This window comes from Haloferax sulfurifontis (genome assembly GCF_014635105.1).
In the GTDB taxonomy this organism is placed as follows: Archaea; Halobacteriota; Halobacteria; order Halobacteriales; family Haloferacaceae; genus Haloferax; species Haloferax denitrificans.
The window spans coordinates 158,079-174,740 of the sequence record NZ_BMCI01000007.1; the positions used below are offsets into that span (position 1 = coordinate 158,079).

18 protein-coding genes are annotated in these 16,662 nt (G+C 69.3%); 13 read left to right on the forward strand and 5 right to left on the reverse strand.

Annotated elements, in window-relative coordinates; genetic code table 11:
* Positions 1-72: 72 nt before the first annotated feature.
* Both IEV64_RS17665 and IEV64_RS17670 read right to left on the reverse strand, forming a co-directional pair.
* Positions 73-1,857: a site-2 protease family protein gene (locus IEV64_RS17665; RefSeq protein WP_188424734.1), complete on the reverse strand. Its 1,785-nt coding sequence runs from the start codon at positions 1,855-1,857 to the stop codon at positions 73-75.
* A gap of 135 nt (positions 1,858-1,992) precedes the next feature.
* Entirely contained in the window at positions 1,993-2,448 is a 456-nt protein-coding gene (locus IEV64_RS17670; RefSeq protein ID WP_188424736.1) for a hypothetical protein, read from the reverse strand.
* A 131-nt stretch (positions 2,449-2,579) separates the two neighbouring features.
* On the opposite strand from IEV64_RS17670, the gene IEV64_RS17675 reads away from it, so the two are divergent.
* On the forward strand, positions 2,580-3,119 hold the full coding sequence (locus tag IEV64_RS17675; protein ID WP_188424738.1) for an LURP-one-related family protein: 540 nt from the start codon (positions 2,580-2,582) through the stop codon (positions 3,117-3,119).
* 54 nt (positions 3,120-3,173) lie between these two features.
* Here IEV64_RS17675 and lysS read toward each other — a convergent pair whose 3' ends face one another.
* Both lysS and pyrH read right to left on the reverse strand, forming a co-directional pair.
* Positions 3,174-4,844: a lysine--tRNA ligase gene (gene lysS / locus IEV64_RS17680; protein ID WP_188424739.1), complete on the reverse strand. Its 1,671-nt coding sequence runs from the start codon at positions 4,842-4,844 to the stop codon at positions 3,174-3,176.
* A gap of 1 nt (position 4,845) precedes the next feature.
* Positions 4,846-5,559, reverse strand: coding sequence for a UMP kinase (pyrH, locus tag IEV64_RS17685; protein ID WP_004967484.1), 714 nt, complete (start codon positions 5,557-5,559; stop codon positions 4,846-4,848).
* Between the two features lie 93 nt (positions 5,560-5,652).
* On the opposite strand from pyrH, the gene IEV64_RS17690 reads away from it, so the two are divergent.
* The 4 genes from IEV64_RS17690 to IEV64_RS17705 all read left to right on the forward strand — a co-directional run bounded on the left by IEV64_RS17690 (position 5,653) and on the right by IEV64_RS17705 (position 8,944).
* Entirely contained in the window at positions 5,653-5,997 is a 345-nt protein-coding gene (locus IEV64_RS17690) for a hypothetical protein (protein WP_188424741.1), read from the forward strand.
* A gap of 24 nt (positions 5,998-6,021) precedes the next feature.
* Positions 6,022-6,807 carry a molybdopterin synthase gene (locus tag IEV64_RS17695; RefSeq protein WP_188424742.1) on the forward strand — a complete coding sequence of 262 codons (786 nt, stop codon included), beginning with the start codon at positions 6,022-6,024 and terminating at the stop codon, positions 6,805-6,807.
* A 306-nt stretch (positions 6,808-7,113) separates the two neighbouring features.
* Positions 7,114-7,359: a DUF7123 family protein gene (locus IEV64_RS17700; protein ID WP_049920675.1), complete on the forward strand. Its 246-nt coding sequence runs from the start codon at positions 7,114-7,116 to the stop codon at positions 7,357-7,359.
* Between the two features lie 445 nt (positions 7,360-7,804).
* A complete protein-coding gene (locus tag IEV64_RS17705; RefSeq protein ID WP_007276184.1) occupies positions 7,805-8,944 on the forward strand; it encodes a site-2 protease family protein in 1,140 nt (379 codons plus the stop codon).
* Positions 8,945-8,992: 48 nt separating this feature from the next.
* On the opposite strand, the gene thiL is transcribed toward IEV64_RS17705, so the two are convergent.
* Positions 8,993-9,889: a thiamine-phosphate kinase gene (gene thiL, locus IEV64_RS17710; RefSeq protein ID WP_188424744.1), complete on the reverse strand. Its 897-nt coding sequence runs from the start codon at positions 9,887-9,889 to the stop codon at positions 8,993-8,995.
* 165 nt (positions 9,890-10,054) lie between these two features.
* Between thiL and IEV64_RS17715 the strand changes: the two genes are divergently transcribed.
* From IEV64_RS17715 to truA, 8 genes are all read left to right on the forward strand, one after another.
* Positions 10,055-11,083, forward strand: coding sequence for a lysylphosphatidylglycerol synthase transmembrane domain-containing protein (locus tag IEV64_RS17715; RefSeq protein ID WP_004967491.1), 1,029 nt, complete (start codon positions 10,055-10,057; stop codon positions 11,081-11,083).
* Positions 11,084-11,197: 114 nt separating this feature from the next.
* Positions 11,198-11,653, forward strand: coding sequence for a 30S ribosomal protein S19e (locus IEV64_RS17720; RefSeq protein WP_004041740.1), 456 nt, complete (start codon positions 11,198-11,200; stop codon positions 11,651-11,653).
* 105 nt (positions 11,654-11,758) lie between these two features.
* Positions 11,759-12,121 (forward strand): DNA-binding protein, encoded by a 363-nt coding sequence (locus IEV64_RS17725; RefSeq protein WP_188424746.1) that lies wholly within the window; start codon positions 11,759-11,761, stop codon positions 12,119-12,121.
* A gap of 3 nt (positions 12,122-12,124) precedes the next feature.
* A complete protein-coding gene (locus tag IEV64_RS17730) occupies positions 12,125-12,715 on the forward strand; it encodes a DUF7411 family protein (protein ID WP_007276187.1) in 591 nt (196 codons plus the stop codon).
* A gap of 117 nt (positions 12,716-12,832) precedes the next feature.
* Positions 12,833-13,738, forward strand: coding sequence for an EamA family transporter (locus IEV64_RS17735; protein ID WP_007276188.1), 906 nt, complete (start codon positions 12,833-12,835; stop codon positions 13,736-13,738).
* Between the two features lie 54 nt (positions 13,739-13,792).
* Positions 13,793-15,088, forward strand: a complete 1,296-nt coding sequence (hisS, locus tag IEV64_RS17740; protein WP_007276189.1) for a histidine--tRNA ligase — start codon at positions 13,793-13,795, stop codon at positions 15,086-15,088.
* A 120-nt stretch (positions 15,089-15,208) separates the two neighbouring features.
* The gene (locus IEV64_RS17745) at positions 15,209-15,676 is read left to right on the forward strand and encodes a universal stress protein (protein WP_004967495.1); all 468 of its coding nucleotides are present in this window, start codon (positions 15,209-15,211) and stop codon (positions 15,674-15,676) included.
* A gap of 110 nt (positions 15,677-15,786) precedes the next feature.
* Positions 15,787-16,638 carry a tRNA pseudouridine(38-40) synthase TruA gene (gene truA / locus IEV64_RS17750; protein ID WP_007276190.1) on the forward strand — a complete coding sequence of 284 codons (852 nt, stop codon included), beginning with the start codon at positions 15,787-15,789 and terminating at the stop codon, positions 16,636-16,638.
* Positions 16,639-16,662 lie beyond the last annotated feature (24 nt).

Here is a 16,662-nt window from a genome sequence, read left to right on the forward strand (position 1 = left end):
GAGAACCGTCGAGGGACGGCGGGTCAGCCCCGAGCGGAGGGGAACGGAGGGCCGTCTCGCCGACCGGGATGCTCAGCCGAGGAGCGTCGGCCCGAATATCATGAGCACGAGCGACGCGAGCATCGTGAGGCCGACGGAGGTCGTGATGGTCCGGACGACGGTGTGGGGGTCGTCGACGGGGAGCCGCGAGACGACGGCCTCGGCCGAGGTCCGCAGGATGCGACCGCCGTCGAGCGGGTAGCCGGGGATGCAGTTGAAAAGCCCCAGTTGGAGGTTTATCCACGCCGTCCAAAACAGGACGTTAGCGAAGATGAAGACGCCGCCGCCGAGGAAGCCGAGCGGGCCGCCGACCTGATAGAAGTTGACGACCTGTCCGGTGAAGCCGGGGAAGTTCGGAATCCCGAGGACGACCGACGCGAGGGGCAACAGCAGTGACACGTAGACGAGCTGGAGGGGCGACCCGGCGAAGGCGGTCGCGAGGCCGCCGTCGCCGCCGTCACCGCCGAGAAGCGAGAGGTACGTCCCCGCGGGGTAGTCCTGCGTGCCGAAGTCCGTCAGGACCAGGCCGCTCGTCCCCTGGAAGATTCTGACGCCGAGGAAGCCGTTGCCGTCCTGGTCGTTCGTGCCGAGCGTCACCTGCACCGTCTCGAAGCCACCGTCGCGATAGACTTCGACGGGCACCGTCTGGTCGGGGTCAGTCCGGTCGAGCGCCTGCTGAAGCTCCGTCGAGGAGGTGATTCGCTCGCCGTCGAACGACGAGACGATGAGGGGTTGGGTCGTTCCCGTGGCGTTGTACAGCGGGCCGTTCTCGGAAACCACCGTGATGTACGCACCGACTGGGATGGTGCGCTCGCCGGCGGAGGTGTCGAGGCGGGCGAACCGCGAGTCGCCGACGGCCGACTCGAAGTCGGCGCGCGTCGAGACGGCGGTCCCGTTGACCGCGGTCACGCGAATCGGGTCGCTCCCGGACTCGACGGTGAGGTTCGCGGGGTTGCCTTCGACGGAGCCGGCGACGACGAGTTCGCGCGTGACCGAGACGGTCCGCTCGCCGTCGAGTTCGACCGACACCGTTCCCGCGTCGGTCGCGAGGAGCGCGGCGTCGAGTTCCCGCGTCGTGTTGACCGGCGTGCCCTCGATAGCGGTCACGCGGTCGCCGCCCGAGATACCTGCCGCGTCGGCCGGCGACCCGGCGTACGCCCCGGAGACGGCGACGCCCGGTGCGACCGAGATAGAGCCGATGACCGGGCCGAAAAGCAGGGCGAACGCGACGAGGGTGACGGCGAAGTTGTTCGTCACGCCGGCGGCGAACATCCGCGACTTGCCGCCGCGGTCGGCGCGGCGCTGGCTCTCCTCGGAGGGTTCGACGAACGCCCCCACGGGGAGTATCGTCAGGAGGACGATTCCCATCGACTCCACGTCGATGCCCTCGACGCGGCTGAGGACGCCGTGGCCGCCCTCGTGGACGACGAGGCCGACGAGGAGGCCGAAGAGGATTTCCGGCGCGACCGAAAGCGGGAGGAAGTCGTTGACGCCGGGGATGACGAGGAAGTTCTGCGGCTGGTTCACCTGCGTCGGGGCGGGCGGGTTCTGGAGGATGACGACCGCCTGAAACACGAGGAGGACGAACGTCCCGACCATGATGACGAGGGCGATGCCGAGGCCGACGTTGCTCCACGCCCGCCAGAACCGCTTGGGGGCGGCGATTCTGTCGAGGAGTTCGCGGCCGCGACGGGTGTGGACCGTCGTGAGGGGACCCTGGACGCGGACGTACTCGGGGAGGATACCGCGAGCACGCAACAGCGCCGCGAGGAGAGAGTAGGCGATGAAGCCAGCGAGAACCCAAAGCAGCGTGTTCATCGCCCGAAGGGAAGCGGCGCGCGCCAAAAGGCGTTCGGGTTACGGTACCACCGTTCGGGTCACGGTACCCCGTTCGACGAGCGCGAGCGGGGTCGCGGTCGGGAGCGCCGACCCGGCCCGCGACCGAGAGTCGGGTTACTCGTCGTCGTCGCCGGGCGACTCGATTTCGACTTCGACCGTGCCGTCGTCGTCCGCGTCGGTCTCCTCGTCGGTCGCGTCGGCAGTCTCGTCCGCCTCGTCCGCCTCGTCGTCGGACGCGGCGTCCTCAGTCTCCTCCTCGGGATCGTGTTCGACGGTGACCGTGGCGTCCTCGTCGCCGGTCGCGTCGTCGGCCGCCGTCTCGCCCCCGGCGGGGTCGTCGGCGAGCGCGATGTCGGTAAAGGAGTCGCCGGACGACGAGCGAAGCCGAGAGACGGCGTAGGCGACGCCCACGAGGAGCAACGCGACGAGGAGTAGACGGCCCCACGAGCGGCCGCCCGAGGAGTCGTCGTCGACGGCCGCCTGTTCGGAGTCGGCGTCGAACTCCTCCAGTTCGACGTCGAATTCGTCTTGCGATTCCTCCACGGACCGGATGAAGTCGATGAGAGACATGTGAACTGTGATGCGGCGAGGCCGCGGTAGGCGTCGTTCACGGGGGAACGGGCCCGTCTCACCGTACGCGCGTCGGGGACATAAGTCGTCCCCCAGAAGGGTTTTAGCCACCCCGGCGACCAACGGGAACCGTGTTCGACAGTTCCCGCTACGAGGTCCGACAGAAGGTGTCCATCGGCAACAACTACGTCGTCTACGAGGGCGACGACCCCGTCCTCTCGGCGAAGCAAAAGAAGTTCAAACTGAAAGAGGACTTCCGGCTGAACGACCACGAGACCGGCGAAGAGCGCTTCCGCGTCAAGGCCGACAGCGTCCTCGACGTGTCGGCCGCCTACGACATCGTCGACAGTCGGACCGGCGAGCGCGTCGGCGCGGTCAAACGCGGCGCGTTCTCGTTCGCCAGACACACCTACCAACTGCTCGACCCCGACGGCTCGGTCGCGGGGCGAATCGTCGAGGACAGCGTCCCGATGGCGGTCGCCAGACGGCTCGTCACGACGCTCATTCCCTTCTCGTACCGCATCGAGGACGCGGCCGGCGAACCGGTCGGCGCGGTGAGCGAGCAGTTCTCTCTCCGGGACAAGTACACTATCGACGTGGACCGCGAGCGTATCGACCCGCGACTCGCCGTCGTCGGCGCGGTCGTCATAGACGCTATCGAGGAGAACTGACGGTCCGGGTGAGGGCGACGGCGACGGCGACGACGAGGGGAGAGGGGCGAGGAGTCAGTCCTCGCGGCGGAGTCGCGTGACGACGAAGTCGCGCTCCAGCTCGCCGAGGAACTCGCCGAGTCGCGGCCCCTGTTCGGCGTCGAAAAACAGGCGGTAGCCGGCGGCGAAGAAGTCGCCCATCTCGATGTCGTGGCGGCGCGCCGTCTCGTAGATTTCGCCCTGAATCGCCTCGCCGTCGTGGTTCTCCTCGACGAAGTCCGCCAGTTCGTCGAGCGCGGCCTCGACCGCGGGGTCGAAGTCGAACTCGGGGAGGTCGACCTGCAGGCGGTAGTTGTACTGGTTGTCCATCTTCTCGGCCCAGCGGCGGGCGCGCTCGACCCGGCCGAGCGCCTCTTCGACCACCTCGTCGGGGGTGTCCTCGTCGAAGAAGCCCTCGTTGCGGGCCATCTTGACGCGCAGGTCCTCGTCGTCGGTCATGCCGAGGACGGCCGCGAACGTGTACGGGAGCCGAACCCGGTCCTCGCGGACCTCGTCGACGACGAACGGGTAGGCGCGCTCGGCGAAGCGGGTCAGGCTCTCGTCGTCGACCTCGCCGAAGGAGGCGCGCTCGAAGCGGTCGAAGTCGTCGACGAGCTGGTCGAGCCGCGTGAGGTCGAGGTCGCGGGCCTTCCGCGGGTTGAGCGCGAAGAAGTACCGGAGCACCTCGGGTTCGAGCAGGTCGAGCATCTCCGCGACGGTGACGATGTTGCCGGCCGACGACGACAGCGCCTCGCCGTTGAGCGTGAACCACTCGTACACCATCGGCACCGGCGGCTCGATTCCGAGGACGTTCTCGGCGATGTCCTTGCCGGAGGGCCACGAGCCCTCGGCGTGGTCCTTGCCGAACGGCTCGAAGTCGACGCCGAGGACCTGCCACTGGCCGGGCCACTCGAAGCGCCACGGCAGTTTGCCCTCGCGGAACGTCGCGGTCCCCTCGTGGCCACAGCCGTCGATGGTGTTGTCGCCGACGGTCATGTCGGTACAGACGTAGTCGACGGTGCCGGCGTCGAGGTCGACGGCCGTGACCGTCTCCGTGATTTTGCCGCACTCGGCGCAGACGGGGTTGAAGGGGACGTAGTCCTCGTCGACCTTCGACTGGTACTCGCCCAGCACCTCGCGGGCGGTGTCGGCGTGTTCGAGGACGTGTTCGACCACGGGGTCGAAGTCGCCGTTGTCGTACAGTTCGGTGTTGGAAATCATCTCCACCGGGACGCCGAGGCGGTCGGCGTCGGCCTTCAGGAGCGCCGCGAAGTGCGCCGCGTAGGACTCGGCCTCGCCGAACGGGTCCGGAATCGACGTGTACGGCTTGCCGAGGTTGCGGCCGAGCGCGCCGGCGTCGACCTCGCCCAGCCCGACGATGTTGCCGTCGGCGTCCGCGAGCTTTCGCGGGAGCTTCCGGAGCGGGTCTTTGTCGTCGCTGGTGAACACCTGCCGGACCTCGTGGCCGCGCTCGCGGAGCACCTCGGCGACGAAGTAGCCGCGCATAATCTCGTTGAAGTTGCCGAGGTGGGCCACGCCCGAGGGGGAGACGCCGCCCTTGACGACGACCGGCTCGTCGGGGTCGCGGGCCTCGATTTCGTCGGCGACCTCGTCGGCCCAGAAGCCGTGGTGGGCGGCGTCCGCGTCGCCGTCGCCGTCGGTCGCGCCCGCGGCGGCGTCGCCGCGAGAGGGGTCGTTCGTCGCCATCTCAGGGGGCCCAGTAGGTCGGTTCGTCGCCGCCCTCGGGGATGATGTCGGTTCCCGTGTGCTCGCCGCGGAGGACCGCCGGCGTGATGCGGTCGGGGTCCGTGCCGTCGAGGACGATGGTGCGCATCTTCGCGCGCTCGATGAGCTTCGCGGCGAGGAGGTCGACCGGGGCGGACGAGCCGGCGTTCATCTCGATGTCGCCGATGACGTCGACGAGTTCCGCGGCGGTCATCTCCTCGAACTTCGTCGCGTCGGGGTCGGATTTCGGGTCGGCGCTGAACACGCCGTCGACGCTGGTCGCGTAGACGAGCAGGTCGGCGTCGACGTACTCGGCGAGCGCGGCCGCGACGGCGTCCGTGGTCTGGCCGGGCATGACGCCGCCCATCACCGAGATGTCGCCGCGCCGGATGGCGTCGCCGGCGTCCTCGTAGTCGTGGGCGACCTTGGGGTCGACCTGCGAGCCGAGCGCCGCGATGAGCAGGCGGGCGTTGATTCTGGTCACGTCGATGCCGATCTGGTCGAGTTGGACCTCGTTCGCGCCGAGGTCGCGGGCCGCGCCGATGTAGTCGCGGGCGACGCCGCCGCCGCCGACGACCGCACCGATTTCGCACCCGTCCCGCGCGAGCGTTTCGACGACGGAGGCGTGAGCCTCCACGCGTCGAGCGTCGAGGTCCGGCGCGAGCACGCTTCCGCCGATGGAGATGACGACTCTCATTGCACACGGGTATCCGTGACCGCATCTTAAGGGTTATCAACTGCGAGACGCCCGTGTCGGGGGCTTTAAACCACTCTCGCGGCGACTACGGGTATGCGACTCGTCACCGTGGAGACGGTCACGCTCATCGCCGTCGGGTGGGTGCTCGCGCTCGGCGCGATGCTCGTCCGCCACCGCCGCGGCGAGGTCGACCGCAGAACCGTCTTCAACTGGGCGCTGGTGGCCTGTTTTTCGGTCGGCTGGGCGCTCTGGCAGTTCGACACGTTGCCCGCGACGGCCGACACCCCCGTCGGCGCGGCGGCCCCGTGGCTGGCGACGCTCCTCGGCCTCGTCGGCGCGGCCGTCGCCGTCCACCTGTATCGGACCCGCCCGCGCCCCGAGGCGCGGAAGTCGGAGCCGACACCCGAGTCCGACGAGGCCGGCACGGAGCAATCTTAAACCGGCGCGGGCCGTCCTTCGGGTATGCACGTCCTCGGAATCGTCGGCGCGGGCGCGACGACGCTCTGTGACCGACTCGCCGCGCAGTTAGACGGCCGCGTCGCCACCGTGGAATCGCTCCCCGAGAGCGCGACCGAACCGGAGTCGACAGACGGCGTCGCCGCCGCCTACGGCCTCTCGCCGGACGGCAACTGGGTCGGCACCGGCGACGACCGCGACCTCGATGGACTCCTCGACGACCTCTCCGCAGAGTACGACTACGCGCTCCTCTCGGGGTTCCCCGACGCGCGCGTCCCGACGGTCGCCCTCGCCGGTGCCGACGCGGCGCGCGTCGTCAAGGAAGTCGAAACGGCCGACGCCGCGGACGTGGCGTCCCTCGCCGCGGAGGTCGACGCGCACGAACCGCACGTCACGCTCGAAACGCTGGTCGAACGCGCGAAGGCGGACCCGCTGGAGGTGTACGCCGGCGCGATTGCGACGTTCACCGGACGAGTGCGCATGAAGGAGGCCGAGGGCGACGACCCGACGCTCAGCCTCGAATTCGAGAAGTACGACGGGGTCGCGGAGTCGAAGATGGCCGCGATTTCGGAGGAACTGGAGGCACGCGACGGCGTCCTCCGCGTCCTCATGCATCACCGGGTGGGCGTCGTCGGCGACGGCGAGGACATCGTGTTCGTCGTCGTCCTCGCGGGGCACCGCCGAGAGGCGTTCCGGACGGTCGAAGACGGAATCGACCGCCTGAAAGACGAGGTGCCGATTTTCAAGAAGGAGACGACCACCGACGAGGAGTTCTGGGTCCACGACCGCTGAGCCGACGCGGATTATTCACGGTACGCGGATAGTCGCGTCGGCGGAGAAATCGCCGATATTGCGGCACCGATTTCCGCAAAATGGGGCGTCAGACGGGGTGAATCGGGGTGTTTTCGCCCCATTGATTTCTAACTAGTGTTTTCAGAAATAATCCCTCAGAATCGGTTCTAAAAAATCTACGTCGATTTCAAAGATTCCTAAAACGAACCGTTTTGGTCGATTCAAGCTGAAAGCGGCCGAACTAATTCTAACGGACCTTCCTTTATAACAGGTGATGGGCCGATAGGTGGAAGTGAGGTGTACCAGATGAGCGCAACAGTACCCCCCTCCACCGACAGTAGCTCCAAGGAAGACCGCCTCAAGCAGTACCTGCTCGACCGTGCGAAAGACGGCGAGATGTACTTCAAGAGCAAATTCATCGCCGACGACGTCGGCCTGTCTCCCAAGGAGATCGGCGCCCTGATGGTCAAGCTCCGCGACTCCGCGACGGAGCTGACCATCGAGAAGTGGTCGTACACGAGCGCGACCACGTGGCGCGTCGAGACCGCCTGAACGCACGCATCGCCCGCTCCGCGACCGACGCCAGCGTCAGGACGACGCGTACCGCCCGGTCCCCGAACGAACTGAACGCGACTCCGCGACAGCCCGCGACCCCACGACAGCCCCGCCGAGCGCGCTCGGACCCCCACGCCGAGACGCGACTCGACCCCCGATACCCCCGCTCGGTTCGTGACGCCGACGGACCGACCGCCGACGGACCGACCGCCCTCCCCACGGCGCAGAGAGCCGAACTCCCCGCACGCCCCGCCCGAACGGCCTCCACCACACATCCCCGGTGACGGCCCACCCGTTCCGCGGCGACGCCCTCACGGTTCCGCGGCGCTTCGCTTTTCGACTTCGACGCAGACGGCCGAGCGACCGCCTCCCGCGCCGCCGTCGCCCGCCGGTTCGGCCCCCGTCACGGGATTTATGCACGTCGCCCGCCTACCCCACGTCGATGGAACAGTCCGAATCGGCGGACGGACCGCCGGTGGAGGCGCTTCGCGCCGTCTTCGACGTTCACGAGGTGCGGTCAGACGGTCGCCGACGTATCTACTACGGCGAGTCGCTCGTCCCCGAGCAGATGCTCGTCCGCGAAATCTGGTCGGCGTTCCGAGGGGCCGGCTACGACGTTGAAGCGCAGGTTTCGGGACTCGGAGAGACCGACGTGGTCATCGTCGAGCCGGCCTCGCAGGGCATCGAGGAAATCCCGTGGAAGAACATCACGCTGTTCGCGCTAACGGTCCTCTCGACGCTGTTCGTCGGCGCGTACGCGTGGTACTACATCCCCCTTTCCGACATCGCCGCGAACCCGCTCGTGTTGCTTCGGGCGTGGCCCTTCACCGCCGCGGTCCTCGGCGTCCTCTCGGTCCACGAGCTCGGTCACTACGCGGTCGGCCGATACCACGGCGTCAACGTCTCGCTTCCCTACCTCATCCCGTTTATCTTCCCGTTCGGCACGCTCGGTGCCATCATCCGCATGCGCGGCCAGATGCCCGACCGAAAGACGCTGTTCGACATCGGCGTCGCCGGCCCGCTGGCCGGGCTCTTGGCGACGGTGGTCGTCACGGTCATCGGACTCTCGCTCGAACCGATGACCGTCCCGAGCGAAGTCCTCGCCCGGTCCGGGGACATGATCGTGTTCAACAACCCGCCGCTCCTCGACGCCATCGCGGCCGTCCTCGGCCGGCCGACGGAGTACGCCGACCCCCGGACCGTCGTCCATCCCGTCGTCATCGGCGGCTGGGTCGGGATGTTCTTCACCGTCCTCAACCTGCTCCCCGTCGGCCAACTCGACGGCGGCCACATGGTCCGGGCGATGCTCGGCGAGCGCCAGGAGTCGCTCGCGGCGGCCGTCCCGCTCGTCCTGTTCGGCATCGCCGGCTACCTCCACTACGTCCGCGGCCTCGGCCTCAACCAGTCCGTCGGCCTGTGGTTCTTCTGGGGCCTGATGTCGACGTTCATCGCCTACAACGGCCCGGCGAAACCGATAGACGAGACGCCGCTCGGAACGGGCCGGATGGCCGTCGGCCTCTTTACGTTCGCCCTCGGCGCGGCGTGTTTCCTCCTCGTGCCGATTCAGGTCATTCCGGGGTAGAGCCGAGATAGGGCTCGGGCGGGCGCGAACCCGCCGAAAACAGCTATGTTACTCGTCGCCGCCGTGGGTGTAACCGCGGTCCGGAACGACCTCGCCGTCGGCGACGACGGCCTCGGCGAATTCCGATTCCTCGACGGCGTTCCCGACCACCGTGAGCGGCACGTCGGTCGCCTCGCGGGCGGCGTCGAGCGCCGACTCGGGGAGCGTAAAGACGAGTTCGAAGTCCTCGCCGAAGAACGCCGCGAGGTCGCGTCTGTCGGCGGAATCGGTCGCGGCCTCGGCGACGGCGTCGTGGACCGGGAGCGCGTCGAAGTCGAGTTCGAAGCCGCAGTCGCTGGCCTCCGCGAGCTGGTGGACCGAGCGGGCGAGGCCGTCGCTGGAGTCCATCATCGCCGTGGCCGAGCCGCGGAGGGCGACGCCGGCGGCGACGCGGGGCGTGAACCGAAAGAGGTCGTTGGCGCGGTCGGTCTCGTCCGCCTCGAACAGGCGGACGGCGGCGGCCGACCGGCCGAGTTCGCCCGTGACGCAGAGCAGGTCGCCCGGGGCCGCGCCCGAGCGGCGAACCGGGTCGTCGGTGCGGCCGATGGCCGTCGTCGCCGTCGTGAACTCTTGGTGGGTGTCGAGGTCGCCGCCGACGTACTCCGCGCCGACCGCTTCGCAGACGTCCCGCGCGCCCCGGACGAAGTCGCCGAGTTCGGTCTCGTCGAGTTCGACGGCGGCGTAGGCGGCGACGGCGCAGGTGGCGCTCGCGCCCATCGCGGCCACGTCCGACAGCGACGCGCCGACGGCCCGCCAGCCGGCGGTGTAGCGGGTCGTCCCCGCGGGGAAGTCCGTCGTCTCGTGAAGCATGTCGGTCGTGACGACGAGGTCGTCGACGACGGCGGCGTCGTCGCCGGCACCGGGGAGGTCCGCGGCGAGCAGTCTGAGGGCGGCACGCTCGTCCATGCCTCGGACGTGTCGGGCGACGCGGAAATGTCCATCTATCCGCCGTTGAGTGGCGCCACGGGTTCGGACGACGAGGTGCGGGGCGGCGGCGGCGTCCGCGACGGACCTGTTTCTCGGCCGTCGAATCCGGTGACTTAATGCCCGTCGTAGACGCATCCCCAGCAAATGGCCCGCGAGAACCTCCGCGCGACGGTGCTCGGTTTCGCAGCGGCGGTCGTCGTCTTCGCCGTCCTGTTCTACTTCGCGGGCGTGGACGAGCTCATCGACCGGGTGACGATGGCCGAGCCGACCTATCTGGTCGCCATCCTCGCCATCACGCTCGTCTGGCTCGTCGCGTGGGGGGCGTCGCTGAAGACCGTCCTCGGCGTGCTCGGCGTGGACGTCTCGCTCGTCCGCTCGTTTCTCATCTTCACGGGCGCGACGTTCTCGAACAACATCACCCCGTTCGGGCAGGCGGGCGGCGAGCCCGTGACCGCGCTTCTCATCTCCCGGAGCGCCGACACCGAGTACGAGACCGGACTGGCCGCCATCGCCAGCGTCGACACCGTCAACTTCGTTCCCTCAATCACCATCGCGCTCATCGGCGCGGGCTACTACGCCACGGAGGTGACGCTCGGCCGCAACCTCGAAATCGCGCTCGTCGCCGTGGTCGGCCTCGCGGTCGGCGTGCCGGCGGCCGTCTACGTCGCGTGGAAGCGCCGCTACGACCTCGAACACCGGCTCATCGGCGTCCTGACGCCGGTCATCCGAACCGTCTCGCGGTACGTCCCGCGGGCGTCGGTGCCGTCGAACGACGGCATCGAGCGCCGCATCAACGGCTTTTTCCGCTCTATCGAGCGCGTCGGGCGAAACCCGCGGGGACTGGCGGTCGCCCTCGGCCTGTCGGGGGCCGGGTGGTTCTGCCAGATGGTCGCGCTCTGGGTGGCGTTCCACGCCATCGGCGCGCCCATCGCCTTCTCCATCGCGCTGTTCGTCGTCCCCATCGGGGCCATCGCCGGCGTGACGCCGCTTCCCGGCGGCGCGGGCGGCATCGAGTGGACGCTCGCCATCCTCGTCGCCGCCGCGAGCTCCGCCGTCTCGTTCGACGTGGCGACCGCGGGCGTCGTCGTCTTCCGCGGGTTCATCTACTGGGTGCCCGTCGTCCTCGGCGGCCTCGTGATGGGCACGGAGAGCGCGCGCGGGTGGCGGTCCTGACGGCGCGATACGGGCTGTCACCCCGGTGCACGCCGGGCGGGGCGCAGGAGCCTCCAACCGCCCGTATCGGGCGAATACGATGCCTTTAAACGCCGCGATTATGAACCAATAGCCATGGTAACCATCTATGACGTCCCGGCGGACGCCCTCATCGAAGAGGTCGCCGGACGACTCGAGGACCGCATCGAGCAACCCGACTGGATGGCCTTCGCGAAGAGCGGCCAGACCCGCGAGCTCCCGCCTCAGCAGGACGACTTCTGGTACGTCCGCGGCGCGAGCCTGCTCCGCAAGGTCGCCATGAACGGCCCCGTCGGCGTCGACCGCCTCTCGACCGAGTACGGCGGCCTCAAGCGCGGTTCCAACCGCTACAGCGTCTCCGGTGCGCACAGCGACGCCGGCAGTAAGAACATCATCCGCACGCTCCTCCAACAGCTCGAAGAGGAGGGCCTCGTCGAGACCGCCAAGGGCGAGGGGCGCCGCATCACCGCCGAGGGGACGAGCTTCCTCGACAACGCCGCGTCCGACGTGCTCTCCGACCTCGACCGTCCGGAACTCGAACGCTACGCGTAGAGCCGCCGACACACACCGATAGTTCTTCTTCGACCGCCGATTCCCCCAGAGCCGTCGGTATACGGGTCCGTAATGGTTTTCAGACATCGGACCGTGCGCTAGGGTATGAGTGGCAGTCCCGACGATGAGCGACTGGAGAAGCTTCGAAAGAAGAAGATGCAGGAACTCCAAGAACAGCAGGGCGGCGGACAGGGCTCCGCCGAGCAACAGCAGGCCGAGGAGGCCGCCCAACAGCGCGCCGAACAGCAGAAACAGGCGCTTCTCAAACAGCACCTGACCGACGAGGCCCGCCAGCGGCTCAACGCGGTGCAGATGTCCAAGCCGGACTTCGCAGAACAGGTCGAACGCCAAATCGTCGCCCTCGCCCAGAGCGGGCGCATCCAGGGCCGCATCGACGACGACAAGATGAAGGCGCTCCTGAAGGAGCTGCAGCCCGAGTCGAAGAGCTTCAACATCCGCCGCCGGTAACACGTGGAACTCGCGCTCCTCTACAGCGGCGGCAAGGACTCCTCGCTCGCCGCACTGCTTCTCGACGCCTTCTACGACGTGACGCTCGTGACCGTCCATTTCGGGGTCACGGACGACTGGACGCACGCCCGCGACGCGGCGGCCGAACTCGGCTACGCCTTCGAGACGCTGGAACTCGACCGCGAGGTCGCACAGGAGGCGACCGCCCGCATGGTCGAAGACGGCTACCCCCGCGGCGGCATCCAGCGCGTCCACGAACACGCCCTCGAAGCGGTCTGCGGGCTCGACTTCGACGCCGTCGCCGACGGCACCCGCCGCGACGACCGCGTCCCCTCTATCTCGCGGGCGCAGGCCCAGAGCCTCGAAGACCGCCACGGCGTCGACTACCTTTCGCCGCTTTCGGGGTTCGGCCGCGGCGCGGTCGACCGCCTCGTGGCGTCGCACCTCGACGTCGAAACCGGCCCGTCCGAGGAGATTCCGAAGGCCGACTACGAGGGCGAACTCCGCCACCTCATCGCCGCCGAACACGGGCGGGCGGCGGTCGACGAGGTGTTTCCTGACCACGTCCAGAGCTACGTCCACGGGCGGCGCTGAGGGCGGTCCCCGCGTTCGGACGCCGCCTTCCCGCCTCCCCGTCTTCTCACTTTCTCGCCACCAGCCACCGCGGCTCGTACCGCGTCGTTTTTCACGCCACCGCGCGCCGGGTGAGTCATGGACCCCGGCATCGCCTACTCCGTTCTCGCCGCGTTCGTCTGGGGCGTCTACATCTTCGCCCTGAAGCGGTACTTCCCGGGCTACTCCGGGGCGGTTCTCACGGTCGTCGTCAACGCCTTCGCAGTCGTCCTGTACCTCCCGGTCACGGCGATGACGTACGACCCGCAGGCCGTCCCCTCGCTCGCCGAACTCGGCGCGACGGGCGTGGGAATCGTCGCCGGCACGGCCGCCCTCGTCGGCGTCGCGCTCATCCTGTTCGTCGACGCCCTCGACGCCGGCGACGTCTCCTACGTCGCGCCCATCAACAAGCTCGTCCCGGTGTTCGTCCTCCCCATCGAAATCCTGTTTCTGAACCAGTTCCTGACGGGGATTCAGGTCCTCGGCGTCGCGGTCGCCACCGTCGCCGTCTACGTCGCGAACTACGAGGGTGGGGCGTTCCTCGACCCGCTTCGGCGCGCGGTCCGGTCGCGACCCGCCCAACTCGCGCTCGCCAGCGCGGCCTGTTACGCCGTCAGCGACGTGGGCAAACGCGTCGCGCTACAGGAACTCGGCATCCCGACGAGCGTGTTCGTCCCGGTGCTTTTCGTCGGCGCGGCGCTCGCCGTCCTGCCCGTCGCGGTCCGGAACTGGCCGGGCGTCCGCGGCGACCTCCCGAAGTTCGCCGCGGCTGGCGCGCTCGTCGCCGTCGGCGAACACGTCACGTCGACCGCCTTCGGGCTGGTGCCGGCGAGCGTCGCTTCGCCCATCGTCAACACGCAGGCCATCGTGGCCGTCGTCCTCGGCGGGGTCGTCCTCCGCGAGGCCCGGTTCGGCACGCGCCTCGTCGCCGCCGTCCTCGCGGTCGTCGGCGTCTCGCTCATCGCGCTCGGCGACGCGGCGGCGCTCCGCGCCCTCGTCGGGTAGTCGCCCTCGCCCCGAACAACAGGTTTCAAGCGCGACCTTCGCCAACCAACGCGCATGTACGACCGACTCAAGGGATTTCGTGACTTCTACCCCGGCGAGATGTCGGCCCGGCGCGAGGTCGTCGACACCGTCGAGACCGCCGCCGCCCGCTACGGCTTCCGCGAAATCGGGACGCCCCACCTCGAACGGACGCAGATGTACGTCGACAAATCCGGCGAGGAAATCGTCGAGGAGCTGTACGCCTTCGAGGACAAAGGCGGTCGCGAGGTCACCCTCACGCCCGAACTGACGCCGACGGTCGCCCGGATGGTCGTCGCCAAGCAACAGGCGCTGTCGAAGCCCATCAAGTGGGTCTCGACCCGGCCCTTCTGGCGCTACGAGCAGGTCCAGCAGGGTCGCTTCCGCGAGTTCTACCAGACCAACGCCGACATCTTCGGCTCCACGGAACCCGAGGCCGACGCCGAGATTCTGGCCTTCTGCGCCGACGCGCTGACCGACCTCGGTCTCACGGCCGACGACTTCGAGTTCCGCGTCTCTCACCGCGACATCCTCGGCGGCCTGCTCCGGTCGTTCGACGCCGACGTGGACGTCGCCGACGCGGTCCGCGCCGTCGACAAATCCGAGAAGGTCGAACGCGAGGAGTACCTCGGCCTGCTTTCGGACGCCGGCCTCTCGTACGACCAAGCCGGCGAGTTCGCCGACCTCATCGAGCGCGGCGACCTCGACGAAATCGCCGAGTTCGGCGGCGACGACGTCGCGGCCGCGGTCGAGAACCTCCGGAACGTCCTCGCCGCCGCCGACGACTTCGGCGCGGGCGAGTTCTGCGAGGTGTCGCTTTCGACCGCCCGCGGGCTGGACTACTACACCGGTGTCGTCTTCGAGTGCTTCGACTCCACGGGCGACGTGTCGCGGGCGACGTTCGGCGGCGGCCGCTACGACGACCTCATCGAGTCGTTCGGCGGCCAGCCCACCCCCGCCGTCGGCGTCGGCATCGGCAACGCGACGCTCCAACTGCTCTGTCAGCGCGCCGGCGTCTGGCCCGACGAGGAGCTGGCGACCGACTACTACCTCCTCACCGTCGGCGACACCCGCGGCGTCGCCTCAGATATCGCCCGCGACCTCCGCGCGGCGGGCAACGTGGTCGAGGTCGACGTGTCCGACCGGAGCTTCGGCGCGCAGATGTCCTACGCCGACTCGGTCAACGCCGACACGGTCGTCATCGTCGGCGAGCGCGACCTCGAAAACGGCGAAGTGACGGTCAAGGACATGGCGAGCGGCGACCAGACCACCGTCCCCGTCGACGACTTCCCCGGCGAGCGCGACGCGCCGACCTACGAGGACTACGAGTAGGCCGACTCGCGGGCCACGCCGGCAGACTCGACCCTCGCGCCGGCCGACTCGCGCCGCGATTCCCGCGGCCCGATACCGGCGCGCGCCCTTTTGTCCCCGCCCGTCGTACAGGCGAGTGACATGTACGACAGGATTCTCGTCCCGCTGGACGGTAGCGGCCCCGCCGACGAGGCGCTCGACCGCGCTCTCGACCTCGCCGCGACGACGGACGCGACGCTCTACGCCCTCTACGTCGTCGACGAACGCGCCCTCCACGCGACCCAACTCGACGCCGGCGGCCTCGTCCGCGCCTACGAGGCGGAAGGCGAGCGCATCGTCTCCGAGGCCGTCGAGGCGGCCGAGGCGGACGGCATCGAGGTCGTCACGGCCGTCGAACACGGCTCGCCGCACCGGGCGATTCTCCGGTACGCCGACGAGGTCGACGCCGACCTCATCGTGATGGGGACCCACGGCCGCCGGGGAATCGAGCGCTACCTGCTCGGGAGCGTCACCGAGCGCGTGCTCCGGCTGGCCGACGTGCCGGTGCTCTCCGTCCGAAGCGAGGACTCGCCAGTCGAAGACGAGCAGTCGCTGGACGCGGACGCGTAGTCGCGGGGCGACGGCGTGGCGTCGCAAGCCGACGGCGCGTAGTCGCGGGGCGACCGGAGCCGCCGAACCGGGTGGCGTCGGTTAAGTAGTCCGCCGGAAAATCACCCGGCATGCGCGCTTTCCGCGTCGCCTACGACGGACGCCCGTACCACGGGTTCCAGCGACAGCCGGACGTGCCGACCGTCGAGGACGCCCTCTTCGACGCCTGCCGCGCGCTCGGCGTCTGCGACGACGACGAGGAACCGACCGACTACGCCGCCGCCGGGCGGACCGACGCGGGCGTCTCCGCGCTCGCCCAGACCGTCGCCTTCGACTGCCCAGACTGGTGTACGCCGCGGGCGCTGAACTCGGAGCTTCCGGGGACGGTGCGGGCGTGGGCCGCCGCCGACGCGCCCGACGACTTCCACGCCCGGCACCGGCCGACCCGCCGCGAGTACGTCTACGACCTCCACGTCCCGAGCGACGGCTTCGACGACGACCGGGCGAGCGCCGCCTTCGACGCCTGCCGCGGCGAACACGACTTCCACAACCTCACGCCCGACGACCACAGGACGGTCCGTGCCATCGACGGCGACCTGACCCGCGACGGCGACTTCCTCCTCGTGCGCGTCGAGGCCGGCGGCTTCGCCCGCGAACTCGTCCGCCGACTCGTCTCGCTCGTCCGCGCCGTCGGGTCGGGCGCGGCCCCGCCGTCGAAGGTGGACGACGTGCTCGGTCCCGACCACCTCGACGGCCCCGAGGGCGTCCCGCCCGCGCCGCCGACCCCCCTGCTCCTCACGGCGGTCGACTACCCGGGAGTCGAGTTCGACGTGGACTCGATGGCCGCCGAGAGCGCCGCCGCGGCCTTCGGCGAGCAGGCCCTCGCGGACCGCATCGGTTGGCGCGTCGGCTCGCGCATCCGCGACGGCGTCCGGCGAGAGGCGGGCGACCGCACCGTCGGCGGCGGCGAAGACCGCAGTTGACGGACGCGCGAGGAGTCAATAGCC